This is a genomic window from Nakamurella sp. UYEF19, from assembly GCF_040546275.1.
In the GTDB taxonomy this organism is placed as follows: domain Bacteria; phylum Actinomycetota; class Actinomycetes; order Mycobacteriales; family Nakamurellaceae; genus Nakamurella.
Window position 1 is genome coordinate 257260 of the sequence record NZ_JBEPNO010000001.1, and the last position, 21981, is coordinate 279240.

At 67.3% G+C, this 21981-nt stretch carries 19 protein-coding genes; 7 read left to right on the forward strand and 12 right to left on the reverse strand.

All coding sequences use genetic code 11. The features are described from left to right. Positions 1-27: 27 nt before the first annotated feature. Genes ABIB25_RS01225 through ABIB25_RS01255 form a run of 7 tightly spaced genes read right to left on the reverse strand, consistent with a single transcriptional unit; the run spans position 28 to position 7368 of the window. The gene (locus tag ABIB25_RS01225) at positions 28-954 is read right to left on the reverse strand and encodes an N-acetylmuramic acid 6-phosphate etherase (RefSeq protein ID WP_354526577.1); all 927 of its coding nucleotides are present in this window, start codon (positions 952-954) and stop codon (positions 28-30) included. Next, positions 951-1853, reverse strand: coding sequence for a MurR/RpiR family transcriptional regulator (locus ABIB25_RS01230; protein ID WP_354526578.1), 903 nt, complete (start codon positions 1851-1853; stop codon positions 951-953). Before ABIB25_RS01230 ends, ABIB25_RS01225 begins: the two co-directional genes overlap by 4 nt. Further along, the gene (locus ABIB25_RS01235) at positions 1850-2848 is read right to left on the reverse strand and encodes an ABC transporter ATP-binding protein (RefSeq protein ID WP_354526579.1); all 999 of its coding nucleotides are present in this window, start codon (positions 2846-2848) and stop codon (positions 1850-1852) included. Before ABIB25_RS01235 ends, ABIB25_RS01230 begins: the two co-directional genes overlap by 4 nt. After that, a complete protein-coding gene (locus ABIB25_RS01240) occupies positions 2841-3860 on the reverse strand; it encodes an ABC transporter ATP-binding protein (protein ID WP_354526580.1) in 1020 nt (339 codons plus the stop codon). Before ABIB25_RS01240 ends, ABIB25_RS01235 begins: the two co-directional genes overlap by 8 nt. Then, positions 3857-4750 (reverse strand): ABC transporter permease, encoded by an 894-nt coding sequence (locus ABIB25_RS01245; RefSeq protein WP_354526581.1) that lies wholly within the window; start codon positions 4748-4750, stop codon positions 3857-3859. Before ABIB25_RS01245 ends, ABIB25_RS01240 begins: the two co-directional genes overlap by 4 nt. Next, positions 4747-5706, reverse strand: coding sequence for an ABC transporter permease (locus tag ABIB25_RS01250; protein WP_354526582.1), 960 nt, complete (start codon positions 5704-5706; stop codon positions 4747-4749). The genes ABIB25_RS01245 and ABIB25_RS01250 overlap by 4 nt, the downstream gene beginning before the upstream one ends. An 18-nt stretch (positions 5707-5724) precedes the next feature. Further along, positions 5725-7368, reverse strand: a complete 1644-nt coding sequence (locus ABIB25_RS01255; RefSeq protein ID WP_354526969.1) for an ABC transporter substrate-binding protein — start codon at positions 7366-7368, stop codon at positions 5725-5727. Between the two features lie 93 nt (positions 7369-7461). Here ABIB25_RS01255 and ABIB25_RS01260 point away from each other — a divergent pair, with 93 nt between their 5' ends. From ABIB25_RS01260 to ABIB25_RS01270, 3 genes are read left to right on the forward strand one after another with little or no spacing between them, the layout of a single operon-like run. Then, on the forward strand, positions 7462-8598 hold the full coding sequence (locus ABIB25_RS01260) for a serine hydrolase domain-containing protein (RefSeq protein ID WP_354526583.1): 1137 nt from the start codon (positions 7462-7464) through the stop codon (positions 8596-8598). After that, a complete protein-coding gene (locus ABIB25_RS01265) occupies positions 8595-9770 on the forward strand; it encodes an anhydro-N-acetylmuramic acid kinase (RefSeq protein WP_354526584.1) in 1176 nt (391 codons plus the stop codon). The genes ABIB25_RS01260 and ABIB25_RS01265 overlap by 4 nt, the downstream gene beginning before the upstream one ends. Then, positions 9767-10288 carry a GNAT family N-acetyltransferase gene (locus tag ABIB25_RS01270; RefSeq protein WP_354526585.1) on the forward strand — a complete coding sequence of 174 codons (522 nt, stop codon included), beginning with the start codon at positions 9767-9769 and terminating at the stop codon, positions 10286-10288. The genes ABIB25_RS01265 and ABIB25_RS01270 overlap by 4 nt, the downstream gene beginning before the upstream one ends. 37 nt (positions 10289-10325) lie before the next feature. Here ABIB25_RS01270 and ABIB25_RS01275 read toward each other — a convergent pair whose 3' ends face one another. Together ABIB25_RS01275 and ABIB25_RS01280 are read right to left on the reverse strand one after the other, a co-directional pair. Beyond that, on the reverse strand, positions 10326-11225 hold the full coding sequence (locus ABIB25_RS01275; RefSeq protein ID WP_354526586.1) for a slipin family protein: 900 nt from the start codon (positions 11223-11225) through the stop codon (positions 10326-10328). Beyond that, positions 11222-11365 carry a DUF6307 family protein gene (locus tag ABIB25_RS01280; protein WP_354526587.1) on the reverse strand — a complete coding sequence of 48 codons (144 nt, stop codon included), beginning with the start codon at positions 11363-11365 and terminating at the stop codon, positions 11222-11224. Before ABIB25_RS01280 ends, ABIB25_RS01275 begins: the two co-directional genes overlap by 4 nt. A gap of 142 nt (positions 11366-11507) precedes the next feature. Between ABIB25_RS01280 and mgtA the strand changes: the two genes are divergently transcribed. Then, positions 11508-14129, forward strand: a complete 2622-nt coding sequence (mgtA, locus tag ABIB25_RS01285; RefSeq protein WP_354526970.1) for a magnesium-translocating P-type ATPase — start codon at positions 11508-11510, stop codon at positions 14127-14129. An 18-nt stretch (positions 14130-14147) separates the two neighbouring features. On the opposite strand, the gene ABIB25_RS01290 is transcribed toward mgtA, so the two are convergent. Then, the gene (locus tag ABIB25_RS01290; protein WP_354526588.1) at positions 14148-15149 is read right to left on the reverse strand and encodes a zinc-binding dehydrogenase; all 1002 of its coding nucleotides are present in this window, start codon (positions 15147-15149) and stop codon (positions 14148-14150) included. Between the two features lie 389 nt (positions 15150-15538). On the opposite strand from ABIB25_RS01290, the gene ABIB25_RS01295 reads away from it, so the two are divergent. The 3 genes from ABIB25_RS01295 to ABIB25_RS01305 are packed head-to-tail and all read left to right on the forward strand — an operon-like array spanning position 15539 to position 18338. Then, the gene (locus ABIB25_RS01295) at positions 15539-16033 is read left to right on the forward strand and encodes a universal stress protein (RefSeq protein WP_354526589.1); all 495 of its coding nucleotides are present in this window, start codon (positions 15539-15541) and stop codon (positions 16031-16033) included. Next, on the forward strand, positions 16030-16842 hold the full coding sequence (gene ppk2 / locus ABIB25_RS01300; RefSeq protein WP_354526971.1) for a polyphosphate kinase 2: 813 nt from the start codon (positions 16030-16032) through the stop codon (positions 16840-16842). Before ABIB25_RS01295 ends, ppk2 begins: the two co-directional genes overlap by 4 nt. 26 nt (positions 16843-16868) lie before the next feature. Continuing rightward, the gene (locus ABIB25_RS01305; RefSeq protein WP_354526590.1) at positions 16869-18338 is read left to right on the forward strand and encodes a glycosyltransferase; all 1470 of its coding nucleotides are present in this window, start codon (positions 16869-16871) and stop codon (positions 18336-18338) included. An 82-nt stretch (positions 18339-18420) separates the two neighbouring features. Here the strand turns inward: ABIB25_RS01305 and gap are convergent, their stop codons facing one another. Together gap and ABIB25_RS01315 are read right to left on the reverse strand one after the other, a co-directional pair. Then, positions 18421-19422, reverse strand: a complete 1002-nt coding sequence (gene gap / locus ABIB25_RS01310) for a type I glyceraldehyde-3-phosphate dehydrogenase (RefSeq protein ID WP_354526591.1) — start codon at positions 19420-19422, stop codon at positions 18421-18423. Between the two features lie 202 nt (positions 19423-19624). Further along, positions 19625-21955: a heavy metal translocating P-type ATPase gene (locus ABIB25_RS01315; RefSeq protein WP_354526592.1), complete on the reverse strand. Its 2331-nt coding sequence runs from the start codon at positions 21953-21955 to the stop codon at positions 19625-19627. Between the last annotated feature and the right edge of the window lie 26 nt (positions 21956-21981).

A 21981-nucleotide genomic window follows, 5' to 3' on the forward strand; every position in this document is an offset into this window, starting at 1 on the left:
CGGGTTGCGTCAGGTTCTCGTCGTCGGTCAGGCCCTCAGGTGAGCGAGGGCCTCGCGCACATGCCCACCGGAAGCCTTGAGAGCCCTCCGCGCAGCATCGACGTCGATCATGGTCCCGGCCGGACGGCTGCCGGCGATCAGAAAGACGACGCTGGTCTTGATGTCGCCGCAGAGGTCCAGCGCCTGTTCGCATTCGGCGTCGGTGGCGCCGGTGGCGTCGTGCAGCAGCTGGATGCTTCGGCCGCGCAGCTTGGCATTCGTCGGGCGCATGTCGACCATCAGATTCCGGTAGGTGTGTCCCAGCTGGATCATCAGTGCGGTGGAGAACGAGTTCAGCACCAGCTTGAGCGCGGACCCGGCCTTCAGCCTCGTCGACCCGGCGATCGCCTCGGCACCGGTGTCGGCCACGAGGAGATGATCGGCAAGGTCGGCCAGCGGTGGCATCGGATTCGACGTCACGAGGGCGGTGACGGCCCCCATCTGCCGACCGGCCCGGAGCGCGGCAGCCACGTAGGGCGTACGGCCGGAGGCGGCGAGTCCGAGGATGATGTCAGCCGGTCCGATTCCGGCGGCGTCGGCGGCCACGCCGCTCTCGTCGTCCTCGGCGTTCTCGACGGCCTGGACGAACGCCCGTGACCCACCGGCCTGATGGGCGATCACCACGTCATCGGCGATACCGAAGGTGGGCAATAGTTCTGCGGCGTCCAGCACCCCGAGCCGGCCGGAGGTCCCGGCACCGAAATAGTGCACCCGTCCGCCGGCGCGGACCCGCGCGGCGGTCACCTCCACCAGCTCCGCCAGGGCGGGCAGCAGCGCGGCGACGGCACCGGGCACCAGGGCGTCCTCGGCATTGATCAACCGGAGTACCTCGAGAGTGCTGATTTGGTCGATGCTCTCGGTCCGTGGGTTGATGTCCTCGGTGGGGGAGCTGACCCGCACCTGATCGTTGCTCACGACAGGTCCTCCGCTTGTTCGAATCGCCGCGGGATCACGGCCCTCCTGGTGGCCTCCAACGCGCTGACGGTGGCGTCGTAGCGTTGCTGGGCGACCGCCACGAACAGCACGTCCACCACGCTCAGCGCCGCGATCCGGGAGCTGGTCGCCCCGGACCGGAAGGTGGTCTCCCGTGCGGCCGTCACCAGCAGCACGTCGACCCGCCGGGCCAGCGGCGATCGCGAGACGCTGGTCAGCGCAATCGTCTTCGCGCCGTGCCGGCCGGCCTCCACGATCGCCTCCTCGGTATCCCGGGTCACGCCGGTGTGTGAGATGCCGATCATCACGTCCCCCGATCCGAGCAGGGCGGCGGCGGTCAGCGCGGCGTGCGTGTCGCTCCAGGTGAAGGCGATCAGACCGATCCGATGGAGCTTCTGCTGCAGATCCAGGGCGACCACCGCGCTCGCGCCGACCCCGACGATGTCGATCCGCCGCGCACCGACCACCAGGGCGATCGCGCGGGCCAGTGCCTCGCGGTCGATGGTGCGGGCGGTGTCGGCGATCGCCTGCCGGTCGGCGAAGGTGACGCTGTCGATGATGGACTCGAGATCGTCCGTCCGGCCGATGTCGCCCCCGACCTGACGATTGTCCGAGAGGGCCCGCTCACGGCCGGATTCCGCCGCGAGGGCGACCCGGAGATCGCGGTACCCGGCGACGTGGAGCTGACGGCAGAGCCGAAGCACACTCGACTCCGACGTGTCGGCGGCGCGGGCCAGTTCCGAGATCGTCTGCGCCGCCACCCCGCCCGGATCCTCCAGGATCCGGGCGGCCACCCGCTGCAACGACGGAACCAGGGTCGGCGCCAGACTGCGCAGGCTCACCAGGATCTCGGTGGTCGGCGCACCGTTGGTCGCGATCACGAGGGTTGCTGCACTGCAGTGCCGGCCAGTTCCCGCTGGCGCACATGGCATGCCAGCCGGTAGGCACCGGACGGCGGCAGCAGTGGCGGGACCGCCTCCCGGCAGACGTCCTCGACCAGCGGGCACCGCGGATGGAAGCGACAGCCGGCGGGTGGTCGGGCCGCGTCGGGGATCTCGCCGCGGACCGCCGTCACCTTTCGCCGGGCCTCCACCACCGGGTCGGCCACGGGTACGGCCGCCTGGAGGGCCTGCGTGTACGGATGCTGCGGATGATCCGAGAGTTCCGCCCAGCTGCCGTATTCGACGATCTGCCCCAGGTACATCACGGCGATCCGGTCGGCCAGATGTCGCACCATGCCGAGATCATGGCTGATGAAGACGTAGGTCAGGCCCAGCTCCGTCCGGAGGCGCGCGAGCAGGTTGATGATCTCGGCCCGGACGGAGACGTCGAGGGCCGAGACGGGTTCGTCCAGCACCACCACCTCCGGCTTGACCGACAGTGCTCTTGCAATCCCGACGCGTTGCCGCTGGCCGCCGGAGAGCTGGTGCGGATAGCGATCGGCGGTCGAGTGCACCAGACCGACCGTGTCCAGCAGGTCGGTGACCGCGGATCGGACCGCCGTTCGTCCGGACGCGAGGCCGTGCACCGTGAGCACCTCACCGAGCGCATCGCCGATCCGCTGGCGTGGGTCGAGCGAGGCGTAAGGATCCTGGAACACCATCTGCACCGATCTGCGGAAAGCTCTGGCCCCCTTGCGGTCCAGGGCGGCCAGGTCCTGCCCCGCGATGCGGACCATGCCCGAGGTGGGCTGCTCGAGCAGCGTCAGCAGGCGCGCCGCCGTGGACTTGCCGCAGCCGCTCTCGCCCACCAGGCCGAGCACGCTCCCGGCCTCCACCGACAGGGTGATGCCGTCCAGGGCGTGCACCAGCCCGCGGCCGGCGGTGGGGTAGTGCTTCACCACATCGACCATCTCGACCATCGGCGAGTCAGGCACCGGTCACGACCCTGAGGTCGGGGTGGGCATCGACCCACCGGTCCGGCGGCACCCAGCAGGCGGCCAGCGACGATCCGCGCTCGGTCAGCGGCGGTTCCTCGGCCGCACAGCGTTCCATCCGTTGCGGGCATCTCGGCTCGAAAGGACATCCGACCGGTAGCGTCGAGAGGGAGACGGGATTGCCCCCGATCTGCGGCAGCGCGGCTTGATGCCGTTGCGCCGGAGTGGGTATGGAGCGCAGCAATCCGTCGGTGTAGGGGTGCTGGGGTGCAGCGAACAGCAGCCCGGTCGCCGCCTGCTCGACCACCCGGCCGGCGTACATCACCGCGACCGAGTCGGCGATCCTCGCCACCACACCGAGATCGTGGGTGATCCAGACGACCGCAAGCCCGTAGTCGTCGCGCAGGGCGGTGACGACCTCCAGGATCTGTTGCTGGATGGTGACATCCAGCGCCGTGGTGGGTTCGTCGGCGATCAGCACCTTGGGGCGGGGAGCCAGGGCGCAGGCGATCAGCACACGTTGACGCATGCCGCCGGAGAGTTGGTGCGGGTAGAGCCTGGCCAGGTTCCGGGGCGAGGGAAGGCCGACTTCGGCGAGTACCTCCAGGGTCCGCTCGGCGGACTTCGCCTTGCTCCAGCCATGGGCCCGCAGCCCCTCGGACACCTGGTGGCCGACTCTCATCACCGGGTTGAGAGCCGTCATCGGGTCCTGGTAGACCATGCCGATCTGCGCACCGCGCAATGCCCGGCGTCGATTCTCGCCGAGGTGGACGACATCCGCTCCCTCCAGCAGGACCTCGCCTTCGGTCAACGTGGCGCCCTGCGGGAGCAGCCCGGCGATCGTCAGGGCGGTGAAGGATTTGCCGGAACCCGATTCGCCCACCACGGCCAGGGTTTCGCCCGACCGGACATCGAAGCTGACCCCGCGGAGGATCTCCGTCGTGCCGCCGCGGCCGGCGACACTCGTGTGCAGGTCCCGGACGGAGAGCACCGGCAGCACCGGCGCCGTCATCGGCCCGACTCCCGGCGGGGGTCCAGCGCGCTGCGGAGACCGTCGCCCAGGAGGTTGAGGGCGATGACGGCGATGACGATCGCGCCTGCCGGAAAAGCCATCGTCCACCACTGGCTGGTGATCGTGTTCTGCGCGTCCGAGACCATCAGACCAAGGCTGGGCTCCGGTGGCTGCGTGCCCAGACCCAGGAAGGAGAGGGCGGATTCGGTGAGCAGGGCCCAGGAGAGCGCGAGCGTGATCTGCACGACGATCGGGGCGCTGACGTTGGGCAGGACGTGCCGCAGCAATACCCGCCACGTCGGGATCCCCAGCACCCGTTGGGCTTTGATGTACTCGGCCTTCGCCACACCGAGCGTCGGCCCACGGGAGACTCGCGCGAAGATGGGGGTGTAGACGATGGCGATGGCGATGGCCGTGTTCTGCCAACCGGCTCCCAGGGCGCTGACCACGGCCAGCGCGAGCAGGATCGCGGGGAAGGCGAACAGCACCTCGATGAACCGGCTGATGATCTGGTCCAGCCAGCCGCCGAAGAACCCGGCGCAGATGCCGAGGGCCGAACCCACTACGGCGGCGATGGCCACCGCGACGACCGAAACCCGCAGGGAGGTCCAGATCCCGGCTGCCACCCGGGCTGCGATGTCCCGGCCGAATTGGTCCGATCCGAACCAGTAGGTACCTGACGGTGGTTGGTTGCGGGAGTCCGGGAACTGATCGAGCGGGTCGTGTGGCAGGAATCCGAGAGCTCCGCAGGCGCCGACGATCAACAACACCGCGGTGAGGACCAGACCGATGCGTCCGTTGGGATCCCGCCAGATCCGGCCGATCAGACTGCCGTTGCCCGGCGGGGCTCCGGCCGGGCCGACGTCGGGGGCGATGGGCGTGACGCTCATATCTGTCGCATTCTTGGGTCGACGATCCGATAGCCGATGTCCACCAGCAGGTTCACCACGACGAACGCCGCGGCGACGATCAGCACGCTGCTCTGGACAACCGGGTAGTCGTGGTCGGTGATGGAGGTGAAGAGCAGTCGGCCGAGTCCCGGCAGGGCGAAGATCTGCTCGATGATGACGGTCCCGCCGAGCAGGTACCCGAACTGGATGCCGGTGAGCGTGAGGATCGGGATCGAGGCGTTCCGCAGCACGTGCGCGGTGCGGATCCGCCTGGGATAAAGACCTTTTCCTCGGGCCGTACGGACGAAGTCCGCCTGCGCGGTCTCGACGTACTCGCTCCTGGTGGTGCGCATGACGTTGGCGGCAAAGCCGACGGAGAGCACCAGGGCGGGATAGAGGATCTGGCTCATGTTGCCGGAGAACGATTCCGTCAGGGGCACGAAGGTACTGGTGTCGGGAAAGTAGTCGAAGAGATCGGCGAGCAGCGCAACCGTCAACGTGCCGAGCACGAACTCCGGGATGGCCAGCCCGAGCAGTCCGACGCCCTGGGTGACCGAGTCCCGGGCCTTGCCCGGCCCGGATCCGGCCAGGGTGCCCAGCAGGACCCCGACGGCGGTACCGATCAGGGCGGCGAGGACGGCCAATTCGATGGTCACCGGGAGGGCGGCGCCGATCAGCGACGACACGGAATTGCCGCTCGTCAGGGACACCCCGAGATTGCCCTGGAAGAGCTCACCCAGCCAGGAGAAGAACTGCGAGTACCACGGCTGGTCGATGCCGTAGAAGTGGTTCAGAGCCTCGATCTGGCCGGCGCTGAGGGTGCCCGACTCGATCCCCAGAGAGGCGGTGATGGCGTTGCCCGGGATGGCCCTGAGCACCACGAAGACGACGATGGTCACCCCGAACAAGGTGACAAGGGCACCGCCGAGCCGGGCACCGAACCATTTCCAGGACAACGCCATCCCTGCGGCCGCTCAGCTCGTGGAGGCGAGCGAGGTCAGCAGTTCATCCGCCCGCGGCTTGAAACCTGTTGCGCCTGAACCGACCAGGTAGTAGTCATCGCTGCGGAACATCCAGACCCATGGCGATTCCTTGAGCAGTTCGGACTGGAGCTGCTGGTAGATCTTCTGACGGTCGGCGTCCACCGTGCTGGTGTTGCCCTTGACCAGGAGGTCGTTCAGCGTGGCCGAATCCAGGCCGCCGGGCAGCGAGAGACTGCCGCCGGTCGTGTAGTAGCGCCCGTACATCAGATATGGGTCGTAGCTACCGCCGTTGAGCGCGACGGCCGCGTCGAAATCGGCTGCCAGCCATGCCTTCACGTACGGGTCCGTGGTCAGCTGCTTGAGCGTGAGGGTGACGCCGATCGCCTTCAGTTGTGACTGCAGGTTCTGGCCCTCGGCGACAGCCGTTGCGTACTCACCGGTCTCGACGATGGTGTTCAACGTGATGCCGCTGCCGTATCCCGCGGCGGTCATCAGCGCCTTGGCAGCGGCGGTGTCGCCCGGCTTGCAGGCCAGTCCGTCGGTGGGGGAGAACTGGAACCCGGGGCTGGTGATCGGGCCGGTGACGGTGCCGTCACCGTTGGCAGCCGTCTTCACCACCTGGTCGCGATCGATGGCGCAGGCGATGGCCTGCCGCACCCTGACGTCCTTCAGCGGACCCTTGCGGCCGTTGAGCATCAGCGCGTGATACGAGAGCACCGGCTGCTTGACCAGGGTGAACCTGCCCGACGTTCCGGCGTTGTCGGCCACCGTCGGATCGGACAGGATGCCGAGCTGGAACGCGCCGGCCTTCATGCCCGAGACGATGGAGGACTCGGCCGGGATCACCCGGAACTGGAGGGTCCCGATCTTCGGACTGCCGCCGAAGTACTTGCTGTTGGCCGTCAAGGTGACCTGCTGTCCCTGGGCCCACTTGGTCCAGACGAACGGCCCGGTGCCGTCCGGGGTCTTGGCGATGCTGTTCGCGGTGATGTCCTTGGCGTGCAGGATGGCCGAGTTCACCGAGGCCAGGGAGTAGAGCAGGGCGGTGGACGGCGCCGAGAGGGTCAGCTTGACCTGATCGGTACCGACCGCATCGACGGCCGTGATGGCCTTGAGGTTGGAACGCGCGACGGCAGCAGTCTTCTCGTCCAGGATCCGGGTGATCGAGGCCTTGACGTCCGCTGCGGTGAAGGGATCACCGTCATGCCAGGTCACCCCACTGCGTAGCGTGAAGGTGAGGGATTTGCCGTCGGCCGCGGTGTCCCACCTGGTGGCCAGATCGGGCACGACCTTGCCGTCCTGGTCGAGGGCGACGAGCCGCGAGTAGACCAGGCTCAACGTTTCCACGGTCTGGAACGCGGTGGCCTTCTGCGGATCGAGCTGGTCGACGTCCCCGGTGCGGGCGACCACGAATGTTCCGCCGCTCGGCGCGGGAGTTGCGCCGGACGAACCGGTTCCGCCGGACGGGGCAGACGACCCCGAGACCACGGGAGCGGCCGCCGACGTCGTCGATGACGAGGACGAACTGCCCGAACCGGCCGGAGAGCAGGCTGCTGCCGCCAGTACTGCGGCGATCGACACCGCACCCACTGCCGCTCGATGTACCTTGCGCCCCCGCGAACCACTGCCGAACATGAAGACCACTGCGCCTCCTCAGGCCGATGACCTGCGAATGTTAACCATTGACCTACGTGACTAACAAGAGGTCATCTATTAACCTCTGGATTCGTGGAGCATCTGCGCGGCACCGGCGAACAGCTGCTGGACGATGCCGTCGGGGCCATCCGAGGGCTTCCCGGTGGCCCGCCGGGTGTCGTGGTCGCCACGTCGTCCGGTGGCCGGATGCGGTGGTCGGCCGCGGGTTGGGCCCAGAAGTTCGACGACCGGGGCCTGATCGCGGAACCACCCCCCATCGACGTGGATACGGCCACCGACCTCGGGTCGGTCACCAAACTGGTCGCCACCACTGCGGCGCTGATGGTGCTGTTCGATCGCGGAGAGCTGGACCTGACCGCCCCGCTGACGGAGCTGCTGCCGTGGGTCGGTGGGACGCCGGTGGCCGGTGCCACGGTCCGGCGACTTCTCGAGCACCGCGGCGGGCTGTGGGAGTGGTGGCCAACCTATCTGGAGCCGGAGAACGCGCTCGGCCTGATCGCGGACCTGCCGCTGCGATACCGGCCGGACGAGGCCCGTCACTACTCGGATCTCGGCTTCCTGCTGCTCGGTGCCGTGGTCGCCGAATTGACGGGCGGCACCCTTGACGACGCTGTCGGCCGACTGGTGTTGGAGCCGATCGGTTTGCCGCACACGAGGTACGCCGGCCCGACACCGGGGTCCGTCGTCGCCGCGTCGTCGAGCGGCGACCGGATCGAGCGGGAGATGGTGCGGACCGGTGTGCCGTACCCGGTGCCGCTGTCGGGTGAAGGGTTCCCGGGTTGGCGTGACCACGTCCTGGTCGGAGAGGTCAACGACGGCAATGCCTTTCATTCCTTCGGCTCCGTGGCGGGACACGCGGGCCTGTTCTCCACCGCCAGGGATCTGCTGGCCTTCGGCGACGCCGTGCTGCACTCCCTCGACGGTGGCGGGTTCGTCTCCGCGGCGACCGCACGGCGGTTCAACGATCCAGGTTCCGACCCGACGCAGGCCCTCGGCGGCCGCATCTGGTCGGCCCGGGGCCGGAAGGCCTGGGGCCACACCGGTTTCCCCGGCGTGGCACTGGCGATCCTGCCAGACCTGGCGACCAGTGTCGTCCTGGTGACCAACCGCCTGCACGTGGCAGGCACCCCCGTCCCGACCGAGCCCAGTTGGACGCACGTCCTCGACGTCGTCGCGGACATCGTCGCGCAAGAAGGAGATCCAGCATGATCGTGATCGGATTGATCAGCGGTACGTCGTATGACGCCATCGACGCGGCGGTGGCCGAGATCCGGCAGGAGGAGGACACTCTCGTGCTCCGGCCACTCGGCCTGCACGGCCACGACATGCCAGAACGGCTTCGCGCCGAGATCGCCGCCGCGCTGCCACCTCATCAGACCACGCTCGAGGAGGTCTGCAAGCTCGACACCAAGATCGGTCAGCTGTTCGGCGAGGTGGCTGTCGCGGCCAACGAGCACTACGCCGGTGGCCGCGCCGATCTCGTCGTCTCGCACGGGCAGACGGTCTACCACTGGGTCGAGGGTGCCCATGCCCTCGGCACCCTGCAGCTGGGCGGCGCCGCCTGGATCGCCGCGGCCTGCGGGGTGCCGGTGGTGTCCGATCTGCGGACCAGGGACATCACCGTCGGTGGCCACGCGGCGCCGCTGGCCTCCACCCTGGATGCCCTGCTCCTGCTGCACGACGGGGTACGGCGCGGATCGGTGAATCTGGGCGGGATCTCGAACATCACGGTGCTCGGTGATCAGGGTGAGGTGGTTGCCTACGACATCGGCCCGGCCAGCGCCCTGATGGACAGTGTCGTCGTGGACGCCACCGACGGGGCGGAGCGGATGGATCTCGATGGGGCCGGTGCCGCCCGTGGGGTGGTGGATGAGCGGTTGCTCGAGCACTTCCTCGCCGAGCCCTACTACGGGCTACCGGCACCCAGATCCACCGGTAAGGAGCTGTTCCACGCCGACTACGTCCGGAACAGCGTGCAGAAGTTCGGTGCCGATATCACTACGGACGACCTGCTCGCCACGTTGACCGAACTCACCGCAGTGCTGGTGGCCGGCGCATGCACCGACCACGGATTGACGGAACTGGTGGTGGCCGGCGGCGGGGTCCGCAATCCCACCCTGATGAGGCGCATCCAGGAGCTGTGCGCACCGGTCCGGGTCACGTCGATCGACGAATACGGACTGCCGCCGCAGGCCAAGGAGGCCTACCTCTTCGCCATGCTGGGTTATCTCACCGTGCACGGTCTGCCCGGCACGATCGCGACCGCCACCGGGGCGCGGGCGGCGTCGATCCTCGGCTCGATCACACCCGGTACCGGCCCACTGGTCCTTCCGGCTCCCAGTACCGTTGCGGTGCAACGTCTCCGCATCGAGGCGGAATGATTCGAACGGGGGTGGTCGCCGATGCCGGCGAGTTGGCCCGGGTCTTCGTCGACGCATGGCGTACCGGCTACCGCGGTGTGGTGCCCGATGCGATCATCGACACGCTCGACATCGACGACTGGACCGTCGGTTTCGAGAAGCGCCTGCGGGAGAGCAGTTGGACGACGATCGTCTGGCAGACCGGCGCGTCGGTGGCGGGTTTCGCCCGGTTTGGCGCGGATCCCGACCGGCCGGCGCCCGGCGCCGGCTACCTCGCCTCCCTCTACGTCGACCCGACCCACTCCGGGCGGGGAATCGGCAGTGCGCTGTTGGATTCCGTTGTGCAATTGCTGACCGAAGCAGGTCGCGACGACATCGAGCTGTGGGTCTTCACCGCCAACTCGCGTGCGCGTGAACTATACGAGCGCAGCGGCTTCCGCCCGACCGGACGTACCGCCCTCGACCCGGAGTGGGGCGCGGAACGGGTCCACTACCGGCTGGCTCCGCTCCGAGCGAACTGCGGACGGCTCGACGAGTGACGCAGGATGCGTCGGAGTTGTCCGTCGTCCAGCATCCTCACCTCCTGGCGGTTGTCCCGTTGGTGGCCGACTGGTGTTCGGGCCTGACGGCGTGATCCGGCACCGGCCGGTGGACCGGCGCGGAAGGTACCGGCGCGGAAGGTACCGCCGCGGAAGGTACTGCCGCAGCTGCACTCTCCCTCGCCAGGAACGATCCGAGTTCGGCGATGGTCGTCATCAGGGGGGCCGGGAAGACGACCGTGGTGTTCTTGTCGACACCGATCTCCACCAGCGACTGCAGGTTGCGCAGCTGCAGCGCGAGTGGGTGCGCCATCATGATGTCCGACGCATCGCCCAGCGCGGCTGCCGCCATCGATTCGCCCTCGGCGTTGATGATCTTCGCCCGCTTCTCGCGCTCGGCTTCCGCCTGGCGGGCCATGGCACGCTTCATCGTGTCGGGAAGCTGGATGTCCTTGAGTTCCACCAGGGTGACCTGGATTCCCCAGTCGACGGTCGTCACGTCGAGGATCTCGCGGATGACGATGTTGATCTTGTCCGTTTCGGACAGCGTCTGGTCCAAGGTGTGCTGGCCGACCACTTTGCGCAGGGTCGTCTGGGCGATCTGATCGATGGCGGAGTAGACGTTCTCGATCGCCACGACTGATTTGACGGCGTCGACGACACGGAAGTAGGCAACTGCCGAGACGTCGACGCTGACGTTGTCGCGGGTGATGATGCCCTGGGATTGGATGGGCATGGTGACGATCCGCAGCGACACCCGGTGCATCACGTCGATCAGTGGCACGATCACCCGCAGGCCGGGTTCCCGGACGCCGATGACCCGGCCGAGGCGGAAGAGCACACCCTGCTCGTACTGCTTCACCACCTTCAGTGCCAGCGCCAGCAGGAGCAGGACGACGACCACGACGATGACCAGCACGGTCAGGAAGGCGTTCATCGAACGTTCTCCTTGATCTCGTCGATGGCGGCCAGCACGCTGACGGAAGCCTGCGCCAGGGTCTTTCCCTTGGCGGGATGGACCTTCTCGGCCTTCAGGGCCTCTTCGACGATGAGAAGACGCTGCTCGTACTGGCTCATGGTGATCTCCTGATGAGATACGCGGCGGGCTCATCCCACCGTTGACTTCGATGCTTGTCCCCTACTGCCGCGGCCCACAGGGGACAAGGTCCCACCGGTGCAGACCGTTCGGCCCTCCCCGGACGAAGATCCAGAGGATGCGATGGTGGATGTGAACCTGACCGCCGCTTCCGCGCTGTCCGAATCCGATTTGCTGCAGAACGAGGAAACGTCTGCGCAACTGGGACTGTCGGCCCCCGAGGCCGCCCGCAGGCTCGGTCGGTACGGACCCAACGCTGTGTCCTCTCATCGGGCCAGGTGGTGGCCCGTGCTGTGGCACCAGCTGCGTTCGCCGCTGCTCGCACTGCTCCTGGTCGCGGCGGCGGCTTCCTATTTGATCGGCGAGCGGAGCGACGCACTCATCATCGGGATCATCGTCGGGCTGACCGTCGGTCTGGGCTTCGGAAACGAGTATCGGGCCGAGAAGGCCGCGCAGGCACTGCATTCCCGCATCCGTCACGAGGCACTCGTGGTCCGGGACGGTGTCCCGGTGCGGGTGGACGTGGCCACTCTCGTACCTGGTGACGTGATCGAGTTGAAACTCGGGGACGTGGTCCCCGCGGACCTGCGGCTGATCCATGTGACCGGTCTGGCGTGCGACGAGGCGGTGATGACCGGTGAGTCGATGCCGGTCGAGAAGGTGGTCGGGGCATCCGCCGCCGGCACGGCGCTGGCCGACCTCGTTGGCTGTGCATTGATGGGCAGTGTGGTGCACGCGGGGAGCGGTCGGGGAGTGGTGGTGGCTACCGGTGCGTCGAGCGAATTCGGGAAGATCGCCGCCGGCCTCGGTACTCGCCAGCTGGAGACCGTCTTCCAGGTGGGTCTGCGGAAATTCTCCCTGTTGCTGGTCTACGTCGCGGGTGGTCTCACCACGTCGATCTTCGTCATCAACATTGCGCTCCACAAACCGATCATGGATGCGCTGCTGTTCTCCCTGGCGATTGCGGTGGGAATCACACCGCAGTTGCTCCCAGCGGTGGTTTCGAGCAGTTTGGCGGCCGGGTCCGCCAGGATGGCCAAGCGGAAGGTACTGGTCAAAAGGCTGGTCTGCATCGAGGATCTCGGTGACATCGACGTGCTCTTCACCGACAAGACCGGAACCCTGACGCTGGGCTCACTCGACTTCATGCGGTGCGTTCCGACACCCGGGACGACCAATGACGAGTTGGTCCGGTGGGGCCTGTTGTGCACGGAAAACCTTGTCCGGGACGGGAGAGCGATTGGCGGCAACCCGCTGGACCAGGCGCTGTGGGACTCCCCGGCGGCGCTCTCCGAGCGAGACCGGGTGTCCCGCTACACCCGGGTCGACATGCTGCCATTCGATCACGACCGACAGATGGTGTCCGTGCTGACCCGCGATGCCGACGGCATCTCGACGCAGATCACCAAGGGCGCCCCGGAGAAGGTACTGCGTCTCTGCCGGGAGGTTCCGCCGGCTCTCCGCGTGTCCCTGGCAGCGGAGTTCGCGGCCGGCAACCGGGCAATCGCCGTGGCAATCCGCACGACGGGGAGCTGTCGACGCCTGGAGGCGGCCGCCGAACACGATCTCGATCTCCTGGGGCTGCTGGTATTCCGCGACCCGCCCAAACCCGATGCTGCCGCCGCGCTCGACCGACTGGCTGCGCTCGGGGTCGTCGTCAAAGTGGTGACCGGCGACAACCAGGCCGTGGCCGTGAAGGTGTGCGTCGATCTCGGACTCGTCGGACCGACCGGTGACCCCGGGGTGATCACCGGCGGCCAGTTGGATGCGATGGACGACGTGGAACTCGCCCGGGCGATACCCCGGACCACGGTGTTCGCCAGGGTCACCCCGGAGCACAAGGCGAGAATCGTTCGGGTGCAGAGGCGGTCCGGCGGTGGAGTCGCGTTCCTCGGAGACGGCGTGAACGACGCGCTGGCCCTGCACGCTGCCGATGTGGGCATCTCGGTGGATTCGGCGACGGATGTGGCGAAGGACGCCGCCGACGTGATCCTGTTGGAGAAGGATCTCGACGTCCTCGCGGACGGTGTTGTCGAAGGACGACGGATCTTCGCGAACACGATCAAATATGTGCTGATGGGCACGTCCAGCAACTTCGGCAATATGTTCTCGGCGGCGGGGGCCTCGATATTCCTGAGTTTTCTCCCCATGCTGCCGTCCCAGATCCTCCTGAACAATCTCCTCTACGACGCGAGCCAGCTGGCCATTCCTACGGACAACGTCGACGAGGAGCAGTTGCGCCGCCCGTCGCATTGGGATATCGCCTTCATCCGCCGGTTCATGATCTTCTTCGGCCCGCTGAGTTCGGTCTTCGACTTCGTGACGTTCGGCGTGATGTTGTGGGTCTTCCACTCCGGGCCGTCGCAGTTCCGATCAGGTTGGTTCGTGGAGTCCCTGGCGACCCAGACGCTGGTGATCTTTGCGATCCGCACGCGCCGGATCCCTTTCTTCCGCAGCCATCCCAGCCTCCCGCTGACGCTGGCAGCGATCGGCGTCGTGTTGGTCGGAGCGGTGCTGCCGGCAACGCCGCTGGCCGGTGCGCTGGGCTTCACGCCACTGCCGGCAGGCTTCTTCATGACCCTCGTCGGAATGGTCATCGGGTACCTGACCCTCATCGAGGTCGGCAAGCGAATGTTCTACCGAGCAGACCGGTTCCGCCCGGCCCGGCGGCCGAACGCGCCCGAAGGCCTTGACCGTCGCCATCAACGCCGTCGCGCGGCGAGGTTCAGCACCGCCGAACGGTGACCGCGGATCAACCCGCTCTCAGGGGACGAGCACGATCCGGATCGGATTCCCGGTCTTGCTCCGGAGGTGCTCGACGGCGGTGACCGCTTCGCTCAACGGGAGCAACTCGCTGACCGACCGTGCGAAGTCGACCCGGCCGGCGGCGACCAGGCCGACGAGTTGTTCGACATGCGCCGGCTCGGAACCGTAGTGGCCGAGGACCTGCTGCTGGAGATAGCTGAACCGCGTGCCGTCCTTGATCACCACTGGTTTGTCGGTGAGCCCGACCAGGATGAGTTTGCCGAGCTTGCCCAACGTGGCGATCGCCTGCTCCCGGACCGCCTCGACGCCCGCGAAGTCGAAGGCGTAGCTCAAACCGGCACCGCCAGTCGCCTGCGAGAGCTGTTGTTCCAGCCTGGGATCCGCCGGATCGAGAGCGAAATCGGCGCCGAAGGCCAGCGCTCTCTCGCGAGCGGTTGGCAACGGGTCGACAGCAATGATCGGGGCGGCTCCGACGAGCCGCAGGAGGCTGATCGCATGGGCGCCGAGCCCGCCGACGCCCCACACGCCGGCGCTCCGACCCGGCAGTACCTGCGCGGTGGCGGTGATGGCCGCCCACGGGGTGGAGACCGCATCGGGGATGAAACAGGCCTGCTCGAACGGCAGATCGTCCCCGATGGCCACCAGGGTGTGTTCCCGCGCCACGGCGTACTCGGCCCATCCGCCGTCGTAGTCGACCCCGCGGGTGTACACGGCTCCGCCGCGGAGTTCACCGGCCTGCAACAGCACCCGTTGTCCGACCGCCCATGCGGTGACCTCGGGTCCGACGACGTCGACGGTCCCGGCGACCTCGTGCCCGAGGGTGACCACGTCTCCCGGCAGGTACAGCGGGCGGAGCGGCCCGTCGATCAGGTGGACGTCGGACAGGCACACTCCGGCAGCGCCGACCTTGATGCGTACCTCCCCGCGACCAGGGACCGGCGTGGGCACTTCAGCGACGGAGAATGCCCGGGTACGTACATCGAGACGTCCTGCCAACATTGGGGTCTGCCGTTCTCTCGTCGGTCCGTCGACCATCGCCGACCGTTGCCGCCTGCACCCTGCACCCTGCCTACCGATCCTAGGGGGTGGATCCGGTGACGCTTCGGGGACCGTCGGCCCTTCCCCCACAGCTGATTCCGGCGACATCCGGTGATTCCGGTGACATCCGGTGATTCCGGCGACATCCGGTCGATCCGCGGGCACCCGTCACCCGAGCCTCTGTCGGTCGGGACCTTGGTCCTTCGTAGTGGAGCAGTTCGAGCCTTGGACCACCAGCCCGATCCGACGAGGGTGAGATCCAGGGAAACCAGCGGGCTCGTCGCCTTGTTCGTCTCCCGTCCGCACCACGACCCGGCCGCGTCGCGGCCCTCGCCAACAAGGAGCACCTCATGGGTACTGGATCAATCGTCGATCATCGGGTCCTCGTCGCCGTCGACGGATCTCCTGCCTCTCTCGAAGCATTGCGGGTCGGCGCCCGGATGGCCGGCCTGTTCGGGGACCGGCTCGTGGGTGTGTCCGTTTGGCAGTCGTTCCGGCATGGGATCCTGCCGTCCGACTCGAGGCATCCCGAACAGGCCGCCGAGCAGCTCGTGACCACGAGCGCGATCGAGGCCTTCCGGGACGGCGTCGTACCGCCCATCGAAATCGAGGCGGTCGAGGGCGATCCGGCCGACAACCTGATCGCGTTGAGCCATTTCGCGAGCCTGATCGTCGTGGGAAGTCGCGGGCACTCCGGTCTGTCGGGCCTGCTGCTGGGCTCGGTCAGCAGTGCGGTGGCAGCGCACGCTGCCTGCCCGGTTCTCGTCGTCCATGCTCCGGTGTCCACACCCGCTGCGCCGGTATCCGAACTGACCGTCGACCAACGGATCGTGGTGACCCTCTGACGGGGCAGAAGCCCGGCGACAAATTGCCGTCCAGGGTCTACGAGGCGGAGCTCCTCCGCCTCCAGATCGAACTGGTCACCCTGCAGCAGTGGGTACGTGACACCGGCGCCCGGGTCGTCGTGATCTTCGAGGGCCGTGACGCGGCGGGAAAGGGCTCCGCGATCAAGCGCATCACGGAACGTCTCAACCCTCGCTGGTGTCGGATCGCCGCGCTGCCGGCCCCGAGCGAACGAGAACGCACGCAGTGGTATTTCCAGCGCTACATCGAGCATCTGCCGTCAGCCGGCGAGATCGTGCTCTTCGACCGCTCCTGGTACAACCGGGCCGGCGTGGAGCGCGTGATGGGATTCTGTACGAGCAAGGAGTACCGCCGATTCCTGCAGCAGGCACCGATCTTCGAGCGGCTGCTCGTCGAGGACGGCATCATCCTGCGCAAGTACTGGTTCTCGGTATCCGATCTCGAACAGGAGCGGCGATTCAAGTCCCGCCGGCAGGATCCGATGCGGCGATGGAAACTCTCCGACATGGACCTCCAATCGATCAGCAAGTGGGTCGAATACTCCAGGGCCAAGGACGAGATGTTCGTGCACACCGACGTTCCCGGCTCACCCTGGTACGTCGTGGAGAGCGATGACAAACGGAAGGCCCGGCTCAACATCATCAACCACCTGTTGTCGACGATCGCCTACGGGCGCAGCGATCCACCGATGGTTCGCATTCCACCTCGCCCGCCGATCGGTGACTACGTCCGCCCGCCCCGCGAGGAGTTCACCGATGTGCCGGACCACGCTGCCACGCTCATTCCTTGACCACACGATGTGGAGCCGATGATGTCATGTTGCCGATAGTGGAGGGGGTATCGGACGGCCGGGTGACCAGTGCCGTCAGGACCACCGAGGTGCCCATCGTTCCAAGGGATACCCACGAGCTGGGCCCGATCATCGGGCCGGGGCGGCTGGCCGCGGTACTGACCGCCGGTCACCGGGCGCGACAGGCCTTGTCGGGCCGCACGGTGATGCATGTGAACTCCACTGCGACCGGCGGGGGGGTGGCGGAGATGCTGCCGACATTGCTGGGTTACACCGCTGGCGCCGGCGTTCAGGTCCGATGGTTCGTCCTGAGGGGCGACCCGGCCTTCTTCGCCGTCACCAAACGCCTCCACAACCGCCTTCATGGCTACTGCGGCGATGACGGAGATCTGGGTACGACCGCACGCGCGGCCTACGAACGGATTCTTCTCGACGCAGCCACCGACATGCTCCAGGTGCTCGAGCCCGGCGACATCGCCGTCCTGCACGATCCACAGGCACTGGGCCTGGCCCCACTGTTGCGGCGGAGGGGCGTCACGCCGATCTGGCGGTGCCACATCGGCACCGACACTGCTGACGCGATCACAGCGGATGCGTGGACCTTTCTGACTCCCTATCTTGATGATGTGGCGGCGTTCGTGTTCTCCCGCGCCTCCTATCGGCCGGCGCGGATCCCGGTCGACCTGACCTGGGTGATCACCCCGTCCATCGACCCGCTCTCGACCAAGAACCGACCGCTGGATACCACTGCAGTGAGCGACATCCTCGTCTACACCGGCCTTCTCGGTGGGTCACCCGCCTTGCCTCCGATGTTCTCGCGGCGGGACGGCTCTGCCGCACGCCTGGAACGACGAGCCGAAGTGGTGCAACTCGGACCGCCTCCGTCGCCGCGGGAGCCGGTCGTGGTGCAGGTGTCGCGGTGGGACCGGCTCAAGGACATGATCGGAGTGATGACCGGGTTCGCCGAGTACATCGCCACCACCGGGTCGGGACATCTCATCCTGGCCGGACCGAACGCCAGCGGAGTCTCCGACGACCCCGAGGGCGCGGCCCAGTTCGCGAGCTGCGTGCAGGAGTGGCGAGGGCTCCCCGAACGCCACCGGCGACGGATCCACCTGGCCAGCCTCCCGGTCGTCGACGCCGAGGAGAACGCGCTGATCGTCAACGCCGTGCAACGTCATGCGGCGGTGGTTGTCCAGAAAAGTCTGGCCGAGGGGTTCGGGCTCACTGTGCTGGAGGCCATGTGGAAGGGCCGGCCGGTGGTGGCCAGCGCCGTCGGCGGCATCCGCGACCAGATCGCGGATGAGCGCTACGGGTTGTTGTTGCCTGATCCGCACGATCTGGCCACTTTTGGCGCGCTGGTCCGACGGTTGCTCGACAACCCTGCCATGGCCTCGTCGATCGGTCAGAGGGCGGCTGTGAGGGCAGCTGATTTTCTACCGGACCGGCACCTCATCGCATGGGCGGAGCTGCTGATCGACGTGACCGCCTGTTGAGATTCGCCCGGGCGACCGGTTCCTGTCCGATGCGTTGCCGGCTGGACTCGTCGCGTCGGGGTTTCAGGTCCTCGCCGGAAACTCAGATCTTCGCGACCAGACGCGTCAGGTCGACCAGACGGGCGGTGTATCCCCATTCGTTGTCGTACCACCCGAATACTTTGACAAACCTGCCCGAAGCCTGGGTCAGGCTCGAATCGAAGAGGCAGGAGGCGGAATCCCCGATGACGTCGGAGGACACGACCGGATCGGTGGTGTAGCGGAGTCGGCCGGCCAGTGGTCCCGCGGCTCCGGCGGCCTCGAAGGCGGCGTTCACCTGCTCCACCGTGACGTCCTTCTCGAGGAGGACGGCGAGGTCCACCAACGAACCGTCGACAACGGGAACCCTCAGTGCGACACCGTCCAGCCGACCCTTCATGGTGGGCAACACCTCGCCAACGGCACGCGCGGCCCCGGTGGTGGTCGGGATGATGTTCACCGCGGCGGACCGCGCTCGTCGGGGGTCCTTGTGTGGTCCATCGAGCAAATTCTGGTCGCCGGTGTAGGCGTGCACGGTGGTCATGTATCCCTTTTCGATGCCAAAGGCATCGAGCAGGACTTTCACCATGGGTGCAACACAGTTCGTCGTACAGGAGGCGTTGGAGATGATGTGGTGGTGGGCCGGGTCATAGATGTCCTCGTTCACGCCGCATACGATGGTCGCGTCGACACCTTTGCCCGGTGCCGAGATCAGCACCTTCGACGCCCCGGCCGTCAGATGTGCCGCAGCGGCTTCCCGGGTGCGGAATTTACCGGTCGACTCGATGATTACTTCTGCACCGTGTTCCCGCCAGGCCAGCTTCCCTGGGTCGCGTTCCGAGCTGACGAAGATCTTGTGCCCGTCGACGCTGAAGGCGTTGCCCATATCGACGACATCCCGGCGAAATGGGCCGAACGTGCTGTCGAAACTCAGCAATCGCACCATCGTCGCCGAGTCGAACACGTCGTTGACGGCGACCACCTCCAGGTCGGGGGCGTCGATGACCGATCTCAGATAATCTCTCCCGATCCGGCCGAACCCGTTGATACCGATCCTGGTGATCACGCCGCACCCCTGATCGATAGCACACCGCTGTGCCGGTGGCACTCCCTCTGCCGCGATTGAACTGTTTCGGTCAAGGAATCAAGAAATGGTCGGAGTGTGGTGTCTGCAGTCACTGTGCCGTTCCTTCCAAGAGGTTGTGGCGAGCGTAGGCGCTGGACATGGCAATTCCGCAGGGCCGAAAGTCCCTCATCACCCACAAAACCTACGGCGCCGTCTTGGCGACGCCGGTCGGAGCGATTCTCCCGTTCCGCCTGAGAAGACTGAACAGACCCTCTTCCTCCTGGGCGTTGTGCAGTCGCATGATGGCGTAGAGGCCGTACAGCAGTCCCCGGAGCTCGGTCACGTCCGCGGCGCCGGCTACGTCGCCGCTGATCTCGCCGAGCAGCCGGTGCAGCCGCGCCGCCTGCACGTCGATCTCGGCGTGGGTCCGGCTCAGCGCAGCAGTGGCGTGCGGCCCGCTCATCAGCTCGTCCATCCTCGGATACAGGTCGTGTTCCTCGGCGTGTTCGTGGGGTAGAAGTTCAGACTCTATCCGCTGCAGGAGGTCTCGGGCCCGCGCGAGGGATGCCGAGTCGGTGTCGATCGAGTCGGCGACGACTCTGATCTGCTCGACCACCGGCAGGACCGCAGCGTGTTCGGCGAAGAGGCGCTCGGTCAGGGCGGCGTCCGTCGGCGGCAACGTCACAGTGTGGCGGTGTCCAGGTGTCAGCGCGCGCAGCGCCACAACGATCGCCAAGACATCGATGCCCTCCTGGGCCAGTGCTCCGGCGGCCGGTGGGAGATAACCCATCGCGGCTACCACCATCGCTACCAACGACAGCCCCATGCCGACCACGACCGATTGCAGCGCAATCGTTCTGGACCGCTGGGCGATCAGGATCGCCTCGGCCAGGGAGTCGATCCGGTTGCCGGTGATGACGACGTCAGCGGTCTCCGACGAGGCAGTGGCACCACCTGCCGCCAACGCGACCCCGATGCCTGCGGCGGCCAGTGCGGGGGCGTCGTTCACCCCGTCCCCGACCATGATGGTGGATCCGTTCGTCGCCTCGGCCTCCACCTGTCGCACTTTGCCGGCGGGGTCGCAGTCGGCCTGTACGAAGTCGACCCCGACCAGGGTCCCGACGGACTGCGCGATGTCGGAGCGGTCGCCGGTGAGCAGAACGGTGCGGGTGATTCCCGCGGACCGCAACGACTCGATCATCCGCCGGGCATCAGGGCGGATCGGATCCTCGAGCAGGATGACGCCGCCGGGGAGCCCGTCCACCGAGACGAACACGGTGAGCCACGAGTTCAGTGCGGCTCGGCGACGGGCACCACCCATCCAGTCCGGAGTTCCATCCGTCAGGATCCAGGCGGCTTTGCCCAGGCGAATCAGGTGGCCGTCGACCCGGCCCTCGATCCCGTAGCCCGGCTCCTCGGTGACGGACTCCGGCATCTGGAGCGCGACCCCACGACGGTGGGCCGCCTTGACGATCGACGCGGCCATCACGTGGGGTGAAACCTGATCCAGCCCGGCGGCCCACCGCAGGAGTTCCTCAGAATTCCAGGCGGAGTCACCGGTCACCACCTCGATGACCTCTGGTTCGCCCTTGGTCACCGTCCCGGTCTTGTCCAGGATCAGCACCCGGCCCTTCGCCAGACGCTCCAGGGCGTCGCCGCCCTTGATGACCACCCCGACACGGGCCGACCGGGACAGTCCCGACATGACGGCGATCGGTGCCGCCAGCAGCAGCGGACATGGTGTCGCCACGACCAGCACCGCCACCACTCGGACGGCACTTCCGGTCAGCAACCACACCGCACCGGCCAGGGCCAGGGTGAAGGGCACGAAGAAGATCGCGATCCGGTCGGCTGTGCGGACGAACGGTGCCGAACCGGCGCGGGCCTGTTCGACCAACCGGACGATCTGGGCGTAGGTCGACGAAGCCGCCTCCGAGGTGGCGACCAGGTGGATCGGGGACCCGGCATTCACCGACCCGCTGCGGACGGTATCGCCCGCGATCCGGTCGATCGGGCGGGATTCCCCGGTGAGGCTGGACTCGTCCAGCACGGCGGTCGCGGTCAGGTGTCCGTCCACCGGTACCACCTCCCCCGGGCCGACCAGAAGGTGGTCACCGCGGCGTACCTCGTCGACCGGGACCTCCAGGATCCCGTCAGGGTCCACTCGGCGGGCGGTGCGCGGAGCACGCTCGACCAGCACACTCAGATCACGCTGGGCCCGGCTGGCCGCTCGCGCCTCGAGAAGCCGGCCGCTGGCAAGCATCACGGTGATCATCGCTCCTGCGAAGGGCTCGTCGACGGCGAGCGCCCCGACCAGGGCCAGCACCGCGATCAGGTCGACTCCGAGTTTCCGCTCCCGGAGCGACCCAACGACCCACGCGACCGACACCACCATCCCGAGCACGGTCGCCGCCACCCAGCACAGGGATTCCCACCGGTGCACGCCGAACGACCAACCCACCGCACCCGCGCCCAGAAGGATGAGGGAGACCAGGAACAGCAGCAGGTCGAAATGGTTCCGCAGCGTACGCATGCCGTCAGCCTGCCCCGGCGACCGAG